The organism is Solirubrobacter pauli (assembly GCF_003633755.1).
Lineage (GTDB): Bacteria > Actinomycetota > Thermoleophilia > Solirubrobacterales > Solirubrobacteraceae > Solirubrobacter > Solirubrobacter pauli.
On record NZ_RBIL01000001.1, the window covers coordinates 1328120 to 1342185 of the forward strand.

12 protein-coding genes are annotated in these 14066 nt (G+C 71.7%); 5 read left to right on the forward strand and 7 right to left on the reverse strand.

Translation table 11 applies throughout. From position 1 onward, the window contains the following. Nucleotides 1-47: 47 nt before the first annotated feature. Entirely contained in the window at nucleotides 48-1241 is a 1194-nt protein-coding gene (locus C8N24_RS06145) for an amino acid deaminase/aldolase (protein WP_245971774.1), read from the forward strand. On the opposite strand, the gene C8N24_RS06150 is transcribed toward C8N24_RS06145, so the two are convergent. Then, on the reverse strand, nucleotides 1238-1702 hold the full coding sequence (locus C8N24_RS06150) for a cupin domain-containing protein (RefSeq protein WP_121249030.1): 465 nt from the start codon (nucleotides 1700-1702) through the stop codon (nucleotides 1238-1240). The genes C8N24_RS06145 and C8N24_RS06150 overlap by 4 nt on opposite strands. A gap of 4 nt (nucleotides 1703-1706) precedes the next feature. Beyond that, nucleotides 1707-2972, reverse strand: a complete 1266-nt coding sequence (locus C8N24_RS06155; RefSeq protein ID WP_121249032.1) for a D-arabinono-1,4-lactone oxidase — start codon at nucleotides 2970-2972, stop codon at nucleotides 1707-1709. Nucleotides 2973-2997: 25 nt separating this feature from the next. Between C8N24_RS06155 and C8N24_RS06160 the strand changes: the two genes are divergently transcribed. Continuing rightward, nucleotides 2998-3324 (forward strand): rhodanese-like domain-containing protein, encoded by a 327-nt coding sequence (locus C8N24_RS06160; RefSeq protein WP_170178881.1) that lies wholly within the window; start codon nucleotides 2998-3000, stop codon nucleotides 3322-3324. Continuing rightward, entirely contained in the window at nucleotides 3267-4721 is a 1455-nt protein-coding gene (locus C8N24_RS06165) for a PQQ-dependent sugar dehydrogenase (RefSeq protein WP_121249034.1), read from the forward strand. The genes C8N24_RS06160 and C8N24_RS06165 overlap by 58 nt, the downstream gene beginning before the upstream one ends. Nucleotides 4722-4795: 74 nt before the next feature. On the opposite strand, the gene C8N24_RS06170 is transcribed toward C8N24_RS06165, so the two are convergent. Further along, nucleotides 4796-6130: a DUF2252 domain-containing protein gene (locus tag C8N24_RS06170; protein WP_121252973.1), complete on the reverse strand. Its 1335-nt coding sequence runs from the start codon at nucleotides 6128-6130 to the stop codon at nucleotides 4796-4798. 158 nt (nucleotides 6131-6288) lie between these two features. Further along, a complete protein-coding gene (locus tag C8N24_RS06175) occupies nucleotides 6289-7815 on the reverse strand; it encodes an NAD(P)/FAD-dependent oxidoreductase (RefSeq protein WP_121252975.1) in 1527 nt (508 codons plus the stop codon). 90 nt (nucleotides 7816-7905) lie between these two features. Here C8N24_RS06175 and C8N24_RS06180 point away from each other — a divergent pair, with 90 nt between their 5' ends. Then, nucleotides 7906-8604, forward strand: coding sequence for a response regulator transcription factor (locus C8N24_RS06180; protein ID WP_245971775.1), 699 nt, complete (start codon nucleotides 7906-7908; stop codon nucleotides 8602-8604). Beyond that, nucleotides 8601-10121, forward strand: a complete 1521-nt coding sequence (locus C8N24_RS06185) for a sensor histidine kinase (protein WP_121249038.1) — start codon at nucleotides 8601-8603, stop codon at nucleotides 10119-10121. The genes C8N24_RS06180 and C8N24_RS06185 overlap by 4 nt, the downstream gene beginning before the upstream one ends. Before the next feature lie 86 nt (nucleotides 10122-10207). Here the strand turns inward: C8N24_RS06185 and C8N24_RS06190 are convergent, their stop codons facing one another. From C8N24_RS06190 to C8N24_RS06200, 3 genes are read right to left on the reverse strand one after another with little or no spacing between them, the layout of a single operon-like run. After that, nucleotides 10208-11818 (reverse strand): glycosyltransferase family 39 protein, encoded by a 1611-nt coding sequence (locus C8N24_RS06190; protein ID WP_121249040.1) that lies wholly within the window; start codon nucleotides 11816-11818, stop codon nucleotides 10208-10210. Next, nucleotides 11788-13221 carry a hypothetical protein gene (locus tag C8N24_RS06195; protein WP_147447658.1) on the reverse strand — a complete coding sequence of 478 codons (1434 nt, stop codon included), beginning with the start codon at nucleotides 13219-13221 and terminating at the stop codon, nucleotides 11788-11790. The genes C8N24_RS06190 and C8N24_RS06195 overlap by 31 nt, the downstream gene beginning before the upstream one ends. A 5-nt stretch (nucleotides 13222-13226) precedes the next feature. Beyond that, nucleotides 13227-14042, reverse strand: coding sequence for an alpha-glutamyl/putrescinyl thymine pyrophosphorylase clade 3 protein (locus tag C8N24_RS06200; RefSeq protein ID WP_121249044.1), 816 nt, complete (start codon nucleotides 14040-14042; stop codon nucleotides 13227-13229). Nucleotides 14043-14066: the final 24 nt, after the last annotated feature.

The following is a 14066-nucleotide window of genomic DNA, read 5'->3' on the forward strand; positions in this document are numbered from 1 at the left end:
GGCGGGCACTCTAGCTGATCTCGGAGCGGATAGCGTCCCCGATTCGGGTGAACTTGCTCCAGAGACCAATCCAAAGCGTGTTGCAAACCGCCACATTTGGCTTGGACGCGCCGTTTGCGGTCATCGACCTCGACGCGTTCGACGCCAACACCACCGATCTCATGAGACGTGCGAGCGGCGTTCCGCTGCGCCTCGCGTCGAAATCCCTGCGTGTCCGCACACTGCAAGCCAGGGCGTTGAAAGCCGGTTTCCAGGGGCAGTTGTGCTTCACGCTGCCCGAGGCGCTGTGGTTGGCGTCGCTCGGATGGGACGACCTGGTGGTCGGCTATCCCACCGTGGACCGGGGTGCGCTGCGCCAACTTGCGTCCGACGCGGACGCACGGGCGGGGATCACCGTCATGGTCGACTGCGTCGAGCACCTGGACCTGATCGCCGCCGCCGAGCCCGGCGGCCCGGTCAAGGTGTGCATCGACATCGACGCCGGCTGGCGCGTTCCCGGCGGTCTTATGACGCTCGGCCCGAAGCGCTCGCCGCTGCACGATCCGTTTCAGGCCGAGGCCTTCGCCCGCACGATCGTCGCGCGGGAGGAGCTGCGGCTGGACGGGATCATGGCCTACGAGGGGCAGATCGCCGGTGTCGGCGACCGGCCGCCGGGCCGCCCGCTGATGCGGCTCGCACTGCCGGTGCTGCAGGCGCTGTCCGCGCGTGAGCTGGCGCGTCGGCGCGCTGAGGTCGTCGACGCCGTGCGCTCGGTCGCGCCGCTGCGGTTCGTCAACGGCGGCGGGACCGGCTCGATCGAGCGCACCGCCGCTGAGCCGGCCGTGACCGAGGTCGCCGCCGGCTCGGGGCTGTACGGCCCCACGCTGTTCGACACCTACCGCGCCTTCCGCCCCACCCCGGCCGCGTTCTTCGTGCTGCCGGTGGTGCGCAAGACCACGCCGAAGCTCGCGACCGCGCTCGGCGGCGGCTACATCGCGTCCGGGGCGCCCGGCCGCGACCGGCTGCCGCGCCCCGTGCTCCCCGCGGGCCTCAAGCTCGACGCGCTCGAGGCCGCGGGCGAGGTGCAGACGCCGCTGCTCGGCCGCGCCGCGGCGGGCCTGCGGGTCGGCGACCAGGTGTGGTTCCGCCACGCGAAGGCCGGTGAGCTGTGCGAGCGCTTCGACGAGGTCCACCTCGTCCAGGGCGACAAGATCGTCGACACGGTGCCGACCTACCGCGGCGAGGGGAAGACCTTCCTCTAGGTCTCGTCCAGGTAGTAGTCGACCTCCGGGCCGAGCTGGTGACGGCGGCTCTCGGCGCCCTCCGCGAACAGCAGCACCTTGTCCGAGTCCGGGTAGATGCAGTAGCCGGCGCGGTCCTTGGTGGACCACATCAGCATCCGCGCCGGCTCGGACCCCTGGTTGTACGTCTTGTGCGCGCCGGCGGGGTTGTCCGGGAAGGCGACGATGTCACCGGGCCTGAGCACGTCCTCGCCCTCCGGGTGGCGGAGCGTCACCTCGCCCGCGAGCACGAGCAGCCACTCCTCCTCGGTCTCCCAGTGGTACGGGCACAGCGCCTGCCCCGGCAGGATCTCGTAGACGGTCGCGCCCATCCGCTGACCGTCGAGCAGAGGACCGAGCCGGTGGTACCCGGTCCGGTAGCCCTCGGGGTCCTCTTCGTCGTACTCGAAGCTGGCGTCTTCGAAGATGTTGAAGGACTTCATCGCCTCATCCCAGCACCTTTCGCAGCCAGGCGTTGGCGAACCGCCCGTCGGGGTCGAGCTCGCGGCGGAAGGCCTGGAACGCGTCCCAGCGTGGGTAGAGCGCAGCGAGATCCGGGGCGCCCAGGAACGAGCGCTTGCCCCAGTGCGGGCGCCCGCCGAGCGCGCTCATGGCCGCCTCGACGTCGCGGAACGCCGCCTCGTAGGGCATCGAGCGGAACACGTGGACCGCGACGAACGTCGACTCGCGCGCGTGCGCGGGCGACAGCAGCGCGTCGTCACCGGCGCTGAAGCGCAGCTCGATCGGGAAGCTGACCGGATGGCGCTCGAGCGCGGCCTTGGCCGCCTGGACCGCCTCGACGGCGTGCTCCCGCGGCAGCGCGTACTCCATCTCCTCGAAGCGCACGAGCCGCTGGGAGGCGAAGATCCGGTACGACCAGTCGACGCGCTCGCGCTGGGACGCCGCTCCGGCCATCACGCGGTTCAGCCGCGGGATCTGGCCCGGGAAGCGCTTCGCCACCTCGCTCAAGGCGCGGAACGCGTGGTTGTCCATCAGCACGTCGCTCGCGTACGTGCGTGCGCGCCCCGGGACCCGCGGCGCGTCCTGGGTCTCGTCGAGCGTGCGGACCAGGGCGACCTCGCTGTGCGGGAACGACCAGAACTCGAAGTGGTCGTGCGCGTCGGCGCGCTCCTGGAGCGACTGGAGGACGTCGGCGAGCGGCTCCGGCCGGTCGACGATCCGCAGCTTGAACGCGGGCACGCAGCGGAGCGTCACGGCCACGATCACGCCGAGCGCGCCGAGCGAGACGCGCGCGGCCTTGAGCAGGTCGCCGCCGGTGATCGTCCGCTCGGTGCCGTCGGCCAGGATCAGCTCGACCGACTCGACCTGCCCGGCGAGGTTGGGGAAGCGCGTGCCGGTGCCGTGCGTCCCGGTGCTCAGCGCCCCGGCGAGCGACTGCGCGTCGATGTCGCCGAGGTTCGGCATCGCCAGCCCGCGCGCGTGCAGCTCGCTCGACAGCGCCTTCAGGCGGATGCCGGCCTCGACGCGGACGCGCCCGGTGGCCGCGTCGGCGTCGAGCACGCGCGCGAGGTGGTCGAGGCTGAGCAACGTGCCCTCGGTCGGCACGCCGCCGCTGAACGAGTGCCCGGCGCCCGCCACGCGCACCGGCGCGGGACCGTCGACGATCGCCTGCGCGAGCTCCTGCCGGGTGCGAGGCGCGATGAACCGCGTGGGCGTGCAGCGCTGCGAGCCCGACCAATTGACCCACTCCATGGAGGCGGACGGTACCGTCCGAGGCATGGACATCGAAGCTGGGCAGGTCGCGGAGCTCGTGCGTGAGGGCAAGGTGCAGCTGATCGACGTCCGCGAGGCCTACGAGTGGAACGAGGGCCGGATACCTGGCGCGCGGCACCTCGAACTTGGTCAAGTCGACGCGCAGGCGGACACGATCCACCGCGAGACGCCTGTCGTCTTCTACTGCCGGGTAGGTGGACGGTCGGCCATGGCCGCGAACGCGTTTCGGCAGGCGGGCTACGACGCGTACACGATGACCGGAGGACTGCTGGAATGGGACGCGCAGGGGTTGCCGCTCGAGCCCGAAGGTGGGCATGTGGCGGATCACTGATCGCGGCGCTCGCGGTCTGCGGCACCGCTGAAGCCGCGCCGTCGCTCAGCAAGCTCGGGGACTTCGCCGAGCCCACGTTCGCCACCGGCGCGCCCGGGGACGGAACCCGCGTGTACGTGGTCGAGCGCAAGGGCCGGATCGTCGTCGCGCGCGACGGGGCGACGCAGACGTTCCTGGACATCACGTCGAGCACGCTGTCCGACGACAGCGAGCGCGGCCTGCTGTCGATGGCGTTCGCGCCCGACTACGCCGCGTCCGGCCGCTTCTTCGTCTACCTGACGGTCGCGGGCGGGGACATCCAGGTGCGCGAGTACCGGCGCGCCACGGCCGACGCCGCCGACCCCGCCAGCGGCCGCGTGCTGATCACGATCCCGCACCGCGAGGCGGGCAACCACAACGGCGGGCAGGTGCAGTGGGGCCCGGACGGACAGCTGTGGCTCGGGACGGGCGACGGCGGTGGCGGCGACGACACGTACCGGCACTCGCAGGACCCCGGCTCGCTGCTCGGCAAGCTGATCAAGCTCAACCCGGACACGGGCGCGCCGACGATCGCCTCGGTCGGCCTGCGCAACCCGTGGCGGTTCTCGTTCGACCGTGCCACCGGCCAGGTCGTGATCGCCGACGTCGGCCAGGGCGCGCGCGAGGAGATCAACGTCGGCCTCGCCGGCAACTACGGCTGGCCGTGCCGCGAAGGCGCCGTCGCCGGGCCGCGCCAGGACGCCACGTGCGCGTCCGGGACCGCGGGTCCCGTGCTCGACAAGACCCACAGCGGCGACGGCTTCTGCTCGATCACCGGCGGCTACGTCGTGCGCGACCCGGGCCTGCCGACGCTCAACGGCCGCTACGTCTACGGCGACTTCTGCAACGCGGCGCTGCGGTCCGTCGACCTGGCCGACCCGCGGTCGGACGCCGCCACCGGGCTGTCGGTCGAGAGCCTGAGCTCCTTCGGCGAGGACGCCTGCGGCCGGATCCTCGTCGTCTCGCTGAGCGGGCCGGTCTACCGGCTGGTGGACGGGGCGCTGTCGGCCTGCGACCTCGGCTCGCCGCCCGCGACCGTCGCCCCGGACACGCGCGCGTGCTCGCTGGCGCTGCGCGCGACCGGCGTGCGCAGCGTGCGCCGGCTCAAGCGGCTGTCGCTGGCGCTGCGCACCGACGAGGGCTGCCGGGCGACCGTGAAGGCGTCGATCCGCGGCGTCGCGCAGTTCCGCTCCGCGCGGACCTCGCTCACGGCCGGCAAGCGCGCGGTGGTGCGCGTGAAGCTGACCGCGCGCGGCACGAAGGCGGTCCGCAAGGCGCTCCGGCGCAAGCGGTCGCTGACGGTCGCCGTGCGGGTGAGCGCGGTCGACGCGGCCGGGAACACCCGCACGCTCACCCGCAACGTGAAGATCCGGGGCTAGGAGATCCGCGCAGCGATCTCCCCGCCGAAGTCGCGACGCAGCCGGCGCCAGCCGGCTCGCCGCGACCAAGCGCCCTAGTCCGCCTCCACGCCCGGGATCATCCCGTTGCGGAAGGCGTCGACGAAGCGCCGGTGGTCCTCGCGCGTGAGCGCGCCGTACTCGGCGCCGAAGCGCGCGAGGTGGCTCGCGAACTCCGCGTCGCGGCCGTCGATCACGTCGGTGATCTTCGCTTCGACGTTGACGTCGACGAGCGGGTGCTCGGACCCCGCGTCGGACACGCAGTGGACCTTGGCGGTGGCGCGGCCGAGGTCGTGCACGAGCGGGCGCATCTCGTCGACCTCGGTCACGACGTCCCAGTCGAGGTCGGCCTCGTAGGGCGAGACCTCCTTGATGATCTGGCCGACGCCGTCGAGCTCGCACCAGCCCACCCACGGGTCGGCGTGCGCCTGCAGCGCCTGCTGGGAGACCGCGGTGCGGTGCCCCTCGTGCTCGAAGTAGGCGCGGATCTTCTCGTCGGTGACGACGCGTGACACCGCGGGCGTGCCGGCCTGCTTCATCGACAGCACGACGTCGTTCTCCAGCGCCTGCGTGCGCCCCTCCACGAGCAGCGTGTAGACCTTCAGGCCCGCCGAGCCGATGCCCACGCCGGCGCGGCCCTTGACGTCCTTGACCGCGTACGAGAGCGACTGCTGGCGCTTGGCCTCGGGGATCGTGTCCAGGTACCGCTCGTAGGCGGCGAGCACGGCGGCGCGCTCGTCATCGTCGAGCTCGCGCGCGCCCGGTCCGCTCGCCAGCTTGCGATCCACCCCGTCGAACGCGGTCAACGCGTCCAGCAGCCGCACGCGGGTCTCGGCGCGCGCCACCTGCAGCACCGACAGCAGCGGCCCCTCGGTGTTGTCGAGCGTCAGCCGGAAGTCGCGGTCGACCTCGCTCGTCGCGAACAGGCGCACCGTCTCCACGTACGCCGTGCCGTAGGTCTCGATCAGCGCGGTGATGGACGCGTCGCTGAGCGCCTTGCGGAAGCCGAGCAGGGCGAGCGACGCCACCATCCGCTGCAGGTCCCACGTGTAGTGCCCGAGGTAGGCCTCGTCGAAGTCGTTGACGTCGAACACGAGCACGCCCGCGGAGTCCATGTAGGTGCCGTAGTTCTCGGCGTGCAGGTCTCCCTGGATCCACACCCGCGAGGTCGAGTCGTCCACCCACGGGTCGTCGAGCTGCGCCATGTCGGCGTAGAACAGCGGCGCGCTGCCGCGGTAGAACGCGAACGGGTCCGCGGCCATCTTGCGGAACTTGCCGCGGAAGGCGCGCGGGTCGCGTTCGATCAGGTCCGCGAACGCGTCGACGAGGACGTCGACGATGTGCTTCTGGCGCTCGGTGTCAGAACGGCCGAGGTCAGCGATGGCGGGCATGCGCGCCATTTAACGACAAACGGCCGTGTCGTAAGACACGGCCGTTCTCGGCGAATCCGTCCGCTCCCCCTCCGTGAGGTGCAACTTCCGTCCGAACGCCCTCCAAAGCGTGGGATCAGAATGGCATCGCACCCGGAAGGGGCCAATCGGACATGCGTCTAGGCGGCTGCCTCTTCCTTGGTCTCGACGAGCGGCTCGTCGACGTACTTGGTCTTGGGAACCCGCTTGTACGGCTGCGAGGGCTCCTGCTGCTCCTCGTGGTAGGCCGACTCGGCGTTGATCGCCCACAGGTCATGCTTCGAACCGGTCATGATGTTGTCGACCGCGCGCATGGCGGTGAGCATCGAGTGGTCCGAGTTGTTGTACCGGTGGAGGCCGTTGCGGCCGACCTGCTGCAGGTTGCCGATGCCGTCCAGCCAGCCCTTGATCGCGTCCACGCGCTCGGCGTAGTCGGCGTCGTACATCGGGTAGGCCTTCGGGACGCGCGTGACGAAGCCGCGCTCGACCTTCTCGGCCTTCGCCAGGCCGAGCTTCTCGATCTCGGACTTCGCGAGCTCGACGAGGTCCTCGTCCGAGGACTCCCAGAGGTCGTCGCCCTTGAAGCAGAAGTACTCCATGCCGATCGAGGCCTTGGACTGGTCCGGGACCATCCACGGCGACCACGAGCGGAAGTTCTGGATGCGACCGACCTCGACGCCGGGCTCGTGGATGTAGATCCAGTTGTCCGGGAACAGGTCGTCGCCGTCGATGATCAGGGCGACGGTCAGGAAGTCGCGGTAGCGCAGGCCCTGGGCGGCGGTCTGCACGTCACCGGACGCGGCGGCGCCGGCCATGCCGACGGTCGCGCGCAGCGGCAGCGACGAGATGACCTGCGAGGGCTCGATGCGCTCGCCGCCGGCCTCGATCGCGACGACCTTGCCGTCCTTGACCTCGAGCGACGTGACCGGCGTGTTGAGCCGGACCTCGCCACCGTTGGCGATGATCTCGTCGGCCATCGTCTCCCACATCTGCCCCGGGCCGAAGCGCGGGTAGTGGAACTCGTTGATCAGCGACTTGATCTTGTTGCCCTTGTTGCCGAAGAACGCGGCCTTGGCGGCCGAGAAGAACGACAGGCCCTTGATCCGCTGCGCGGCCCACTCGGCGCGCACCTCGGAAGCCGGGACGCCCCACACCTTCTCGGTGTAGGACATGAAGAAGTGCTGGTAGAGCCGCTTGCCGAAGCGGTTCGACACCCACTGCTCGAGGTTGTCCTCACGACCGTTGGGCGTGATCGCCGCCCACAGGTACGAGAGCAGGCACCGCGTCAGCTCGACCGGGCCGAGCTTCTTGATGACGTCCTGCCCGTTGAGCGGGTAGTCGAGGAACTTGCCGCGCCAGTAGATGCGCGACATCCGGGGGCGCTTGAGGAACTCCTCCTTCATCACCTCGTGCCAGAGGTCGTCGACCTCCTTGACCTTGGTGAAGAAGCGGTGGCCGCCCAGATCGAAGCGGTATCCGTCGCGAACCTCGGTCTTGGCGATGCCGCCGACCTGGTCCTCCGCCTCGAACACGATGACGGGACGCCCCTCCTTCGCGAGGAGGTATCCGGCCGTGAGGCCGGCGGGGCCGCCGCCGAGGACAGCGACCGGCTTCTCGGGCCGGGACTGACGCGGGGCGTCAGACGGCGTGATGTCAACCGTGGACATGGCACCCACCTTGCCCACCCGTGGGCGATTTCACGGCCGTTGCTAAAGGGCGCTAACAGGCCTTAAGCCCAGCCTCTAACCTCTCCGGCCGTGCAGCCCAGCACCGCTCTGGACATCCTTCTGGTCGATGACGACCGCCCGCTGCGGGAGATGCTCACGCGCTCGTTCGAGCGTGAAGGGCACCGTGTGACCGCAGTCGGAGACGGCGAGACCGCGCTCGACGCGGCCGCCGAGCGCTCCTATGACGTGGTTCTCCTCGACGTCGCGCTCGGCGCGGGCCCGACCGGCTACGACGTCGCTCGCACCTTGCGTTCCCGGCGCGACGTGGTGCCAATCATCATGTTGACCGCGCTTGACAGCGAAGCCGACGCGGTGCAGGGCCTCGAGGCCGGCGCCGACGACTACGTGACCAAGCCGTTCGGCCTCGCCGAGCTGCGCTCACGCATCCGCGCCGTCCTGCGCCGGGCGCAGGGCCGCGTCGTCGAGGGCAACGTGCGCGTCGGCCCGGTCATGCTCGACCGCGACCTGCGCCGCGTGACCGTCGACGACAACGCCGTCCGCCTCACCTTCAGCGAGTTCGAGCTGCTCGGCTGCCTGATGAGCCGCCCCGGCTACGCGTTCAACCGCCAGGAGCTGCTGCGCGCCATCTGGGGCGACTCCGCCTATCGCGACCCGCGCGCGATCGACGTCCACATCCGCCACCTGCGCGAGAAGCTCGAGGCGCGTCCGGAGGAGCCGAGCCTCATCCTGACCGTCCCCGGGCAGGGCTACCGCTTCCGCGAAGCATGATCCGCACGGCGCTGCGCGGGCTCCGAGGGCGGCTGCTGCTGGCCTTCGTGGCCACCAGCGCCGTGACGCTCGCCGTGGCGGCCGCGATCACGCTCAGCCCGCTGCAGCAGCAGCTGCGGGACGAGGCCACGAGCCAGCTGCAGGACTCGACGGAGACCATGCGCACCGACTTCAAGGATGCGCTGACGACCGGCCCGGTCAAGGGCGCCGAGGATCCGCGCGCGAGCAAGCGCGGTCGGCGGTACCGCAAGCTCCTGGAGCTCGGGTACGACCTGAGCGAGCGCACCAACGGCCGCGTGTCCGTGACCGACGACCTGTACGAGAGCTCGGCCGGCGACTCGCCGGCGTTCCTGTTCGACACCGGCTCGACCGCCACGCAGGCGCGGCCGCTCGCCGACGCCATGCGCGCCCGCCGCGAAGGGCTGTCGACGACGGAGATCCGTGACGACGAGCTGACGTTCGCGATGCCCGTGTTCGACGACGAGAAGGTCGTCGGCGTGGTCGTGGCCCAGCGGGACCTCACCGAGGTCGCGCGCACGGTGACCAGCGTGCGCAACGCGTTCTTCACCGCCGCGGCGATCGGCCTCGCCGTGGCGATCCTGTTGGCGATCACGCTGTCAGGGACGCTCACGCGCCGGCTCGGGCGCCTGCAGCGGTCCGCGCTGCGGATCACGGCCGAGGGCCCGGAGGCGCCGGCGCCGCTGGACCGCGGGCGGGACGAGGTCGGCGACCTCGCCCGCGCGATCGGCCGCATGCAGGAGGAGCTGCGCCGGCAGGAGGCGGCGCGGCGCTCGTTCGTGTCCACGGCCTCGCACGAGCTGCGCACGCCGCTGACGATCCTCCAGGGCACGATGGAGCTGCTCGATGAGGACCTCCGCGACGGCGGCGACCTGACGGACGCCCAGGAGCAGGTCGCGAGCGCGCGGCGGGAGCTGCGGCGACTGTCCGTGCTGGCGAGCGAGCTGCTGGACCTGTCGCGGCTCGACGCGGCGGTGCAGCTGCGCAGCGAACCCGTCGAGCTGGGCGAGATCGCGCGCGCGGTCAAGGCCGAGTTCGAGCTGCTGGCGTCCGAGCGCGACACCGCGCTCGTCGTCGACTCCCCCGGGCCGTGCTGGGGCACGGGCGACCCGGCGGCGTGCGCGCGGGTCGTGCGCATCCTGATCGACAACGCGCTGCGCTACGCGCCGCCGGGCGAGCCGATCAAGATCACGACGAGCCGCGAGAACGGCAGCGCCGTGGTCCGCGTGGCCGACCACGGCCCAGGGGTGCCGCCCGAGGAGCGCGCGCACATCTTCGAGCGCTTCCACCGCGGCAAGGCCAGCAGCGAGGTCTCGGGCTTCGGGCTGGGCCTCGCGATCGGCCGCGAGCTGGCGGAGCGCATGAGCGGGACCCTGGACATCGAGCCGTCCTCGCGCGGCGCGAAGTTCGCGCTGACGTTGCCGGCGACCGGCGACGGCAAGCACGTGCGATCGCCGGTGAGCGCCGGCGCCGATCTGGGGCCGACCGGTGACCGGTAGTGGGCCGGTGGCCCATGGCCGGTCGCCGGGTGGCGCCAGGCGGTGATCGGCGCTCGCCGGAATCGGGCGTGCTTGCCGGAGCCGGTCTAGCCAGTCTTCACATACACCGTCGCCCGCACCGGGTTCGGCCGCGGCGGCGTGAAGTTCGTCGGCTGAATCGACGCGATCTCCATCGTCGGGTCGTTCGAGAGCGCCTGCGCCCACTCCTTGGAGCGGATCCGGATCAGTTTCGTCCAGGGGGCGCGCCAGCGGTTGAGCGTCCACACGATCGGCTCGACGAGGACGACGCGGGTGCCCGGCTCGAGCGAGTCGATCAGTGGCGCGAGGTCGGTCTCGGCGCTCGTCGCCTCCAGCCGCTCGACGCCGTCGCGCCAGTCCCAGACGCCGAAGTCGGTCTCCTCGCCGGTCAGCGTCGCGTAGCGCAGGCCGTCCGGCAGGTAGTAGTGCAGCACCGGGATCGTCTCGGGCTGGGTGGAGATGACGAGGTCACCCGGCGCGAGGCTCGGGCCGATGTTGTGCGCGACCGAGCGCACGTTGCTCTTCTCCACGGGCGCGGTGTCCTGCGCCCACATGACGACGACGAGCGCGAGGCCGAAGACGCCGAGCCGGCGGGCGTGCGCGAGTCCGCCCGTCGCCAGCAGCAGGTACGGCGCGACCGCGACCGCCAGGTAGCGGTTGGCCCACGCGGGTGAGCTCTGCGACAGCCCCCAGGCGAGGGTGGGGGTCAGCACGCAGATGATCAGCAGCGCGAGCGCGGCGCGGCCGTGCTGGCCGAGCGGGCGCGTGCGCAGCAACGCGATCACCCCGGCGCCCGCGCAGATCAGGAAGACGATCTCCGGCAGCCGGCCGAGGATCACGCCCGGCACGCCGAGCAGCGAGCTGAACGCGGGCGCGTCGGCCCACGGGGCGCCGGTGTGCTGGGCCTGGTAGAGCGTCGTCGGCACCCACGGGAGGTAGAGCAGGGCCGCGCCGCCGAAGCCGATCAGCGCGTCGCGGAACAGCTCCTTGCGGCGGGCACGCTCGGCGAGCGCGAACAGGACGATCCAGGCCGCGCCGGCGGCGGCGCCGAAGAAGATCGGCCAGTTGTGCGTGTAGAGCGCGACCGCCTCGGAGACCGCGAAGCCGATCACCCACGGCCGCCGGCTGGAGGTGTCCAGCGCGTAGGCGCGCAGGAAGCAGACGGTCACCGGGATGGCCAGCAGCGCGACCATCGCGTACATCCGGGCCTCCTGCGCGTACTGGCTCAGGAACGGGTTGAAGGCCATCAGGACGGCCGCGAACCAGCCCGCCTTGTGCGTGCCCCAGATCTTCAGCCCCGCCCACCACGCGACCGGGACGGCGAGCAGCGCGCACATCAGGCTGAACGAGCGCACGCCCTCCTCGGAGTCGCCGGCGACGCCGAGCCAGAAGTGCAGGAGCATGTAGTAGAGCGGTGGCGAGCCGTCCTTGCGCAGCGCGGCGGGGATGTCGCCGAGCGGGCGGTCGGCGATGCCGACGGACAGGCCCTCGTCGATCCAGAAGCCGATCTTCAGCTCCGCGGTCCGCATCATCAGCGACAGCGCGATCAGCGCCGCCAGACCGAGCGGTACGGCGACCCACGAGCCCGTCAGCGAACGCGCGTGGCGGGCGAGCGCGGCGGGGCGGCGGTGAAGGGCGGAGGCGGCCATCAGCGTGCGCAGGAGGAGCCGATGACCCACTTGCGGGTCTTGGCGATCGTCGGGAACCGCGGGTCCTTGGACAGCGCGGAGTAGTTCGGGGCGATCGTCGTGCCGGGCGGGAAGGCGAAGATCTCCGACTCCATCTCGTGCAGATGCATGTACCACGCGACGGCCTGCGTCTGGAAGGCCCCCGTGTACACCGTGCCGCACGCGAGCAGCTTCTCGCGCCCGCCGGCCGCCTCGATCGCCTCCGGCACGGTGCCGTAGAGCTGCGCCTCCTGGTCGATCCGCCACCAGCCCTCGTCCAGCTCACGCACGTCGTCGATCACGAACGGCGCCGACGCGGCGGCGATGACGACCGCGAGCGCGGCCGCGGCGACCGTGCCCGCGCGCTTGTTCGTGGCACGGACCAACCACACCCATCCCGCACCGGCGAGCACGCACACGAGCGCGGCGGGCAGCGCGACGTAGCGCAGGTTGCCGGCGAACCCGGCCTGGGTCATGCCCGCCACGGCGACCATCAGCACGGTGCCGATCGCGGCCATCGTCAGGTACAGCCCGTCTCTTCGCACCAGCGCGACCACGAACGCGATCAGCCCGCCGATGTAGACCGGCAGCGACAGCACGGACGCGCTGCGGTTGAAGACCTCGATGAACGGGTGCGCGGCGAACGCCGCGGAGTCCGGGTTGGGCTGGCGCGCGCGGTTGGCGGCGCGCAGGAAGTCGCCTGAGCCGATGTACTCGGGCACGAACCACAGCAGGATCAGCGAGAGCCCACCGCCGCCGACGAGCAGCACCGTGCTGAGCTTGCGCTCGGCGATCAGCAGATACAGCCCGTAGAGCGCGATGAACGGCCACACCTCGGGCCGCAGCAGCGCGGCGCCGATTCCCAGCAGGAACGCGTCGCGGCGGCGCCCGTCCAGGTGGCGCTCGAGCGCCCACAGGCAGAGCGCGACGAGGATGCCCTCGCTGTTGCCGCGGAAGAAGTTGCGGATGAACTCGTCGGCGAGGAACAGCGAGCTCGCGGCGATGATCCCCGCGAACGGCCCCGCGAGGCGCGCGCCGAGCCGGAACGCCAGCGCGAACGCGAGGATGCCGCCGGCCCGCGCGACGGTGAGCCACAGCAGTGGCGCGCCGTCGTCGCCGGCGAGGCTGAACGGCGTGGTGAAGATGACCGGTAGCGGCTTCCAGCTCGGGCCGGTCGTCGTCACCAGGTCGCCCTGCGCGACCTCCCGGCCCCAGATGATCCACGCCCACGGGTCGTACGTGGGCACGCTCGGCAACAGCAGGCTGACGCCGGCCAGCGCGAAGCAGGCCAGCAGGAGGAGCTTCCACGGACGCGCCTTGGGCGGCGGCGCGTCCACCGGCTGCGGAGGCGGGGCGAGCCGCTCCAGCACACGCGTGGCGCTCGGCGCGAGAGCTGAAAGCGGCGTCAGCGCCAAGGGTGTCAGCGGAGACTGAGGGCGGCGGCGACGCCCGGGGCCGGATCCGCGGTGAGGTCGACATGCTCGCCGGGCGTGGCCCACACCTTCAGGCCGTGGTCGAGCGCGGCGATCGGCAGCTCGGCGGCGTCCATGAAGTCGCGGGCGCGCCGTTCCAGGAGCATGCGGTCGCCCGAGACGAACAGGCGCTTGGCGGCGAGCGTCGTGGTGTCGTCCTCGACGAACTGCGGCGACTGCGCCTCGACCTCGTAGCGGCCCGCCGCGCCGAGCGTGACCAGCAGCTCGTAGCGGGCGCCGCGGCCGAAGCCGGGCAGCGCGAGGCGCTCGAACACGCGGTCGAAGCGACGCTCGGGCGTCCAGAACGACTCGCCGGTGAACGCGGCCTGCTGCGTGCCGGCGCGCTCCACCCACGCGAGGTAGGCGTTCGCGGTCTTCTGCTTGGCCTCGGGGAGCGCGGAGACGTCGCGCGTGCTCCAGCGGGGCTCCGCCTCGGTCAGGACCGTCTCCAGCTCCGGCGCGAGCGCGATCAGGAAGGCCAGCCAGGTCGCGTCGTCGAGGTTGGCGATGTCCGCGATCACGGGGTGCGGGCCGGGCGGCTGCAGCCGTTCGGTGGCCAGCGTCAGCGCACCGGCGAGGCGCTCGGCGTCGGCGGTGGCCTTCATGCCCGGGAGCAGCGGGTTGCGGTAGCCGTCGTCGGCGGCGCGGCGCTCCTTGCGGGTGACGACGCGGCCGGCGCCGCCCGAGCTGCGTGAGGACGACGCCCTGGTGCCGCTCGCGGACGCGCGGGACTTGGGCGTGGCCGTCGTCCCGGGCTTCTTCACCGTGACGTAGCGGATGGGCGCCTG

What these genes read in the sequence shown, in the direction of transcription:
- C8N24_RS06160 (WP_170178881.1), top strand. Translation starts at nt 2,998, where the DNA reads ATGGACATCGAAGCTGGGCAGGTCGCGGAGCTCGTGCGTGAGGGCAAG.
- C8N24_RS06155 (WP_121249032.1), bottom strand. Translation starts at nt 2,972, where the DNA reads ATGGAGTGGGTCAATTGGTCGGGCTCGCAGCGCTGCACGCCCACGCGG.
- C8N24_RS06165 (WP_121249034.1), top strand. Translation starts at nt 3,267, where the DNA reads ATGGGACGCGCAGGGGTTGCCGCTCGAGCCCGAAGGTGGGCATGTGGC.
- C8N24_RS06170 (WP_121252973.1), bottom strand. Translation starts at nt 6,130, where the DNA reads ATGCCCGCCATCGCTGACCTCGGCCGTTCTGACACCGAGCGCCAGAAG.
- C8N24_RS06150 (WP_121249030.1), bottom strand. Translation starts at nt 1,702, where the DNA reads ATGAAGTCCTTCAACATCTTCGAAGACGCCAGCTTCGAGTACGACGAA.
- C8N24_RS06185 (WP_121249038.1), top strand. Translation starts at nt 8,601, where the DNA reads ATGATCCGCACGGCGCTGCGCGGGCTCCGAGGGCGGCTGCTGCTGGCC.
- C8N24_RS06175 (WP_121252975.1), bottom strand. Translation starts at nt 7,815, where the DNA reads ATGTCCACGGTTGACATCACGCCGTCTGACGCCCCGCGTCAGTCCCGG.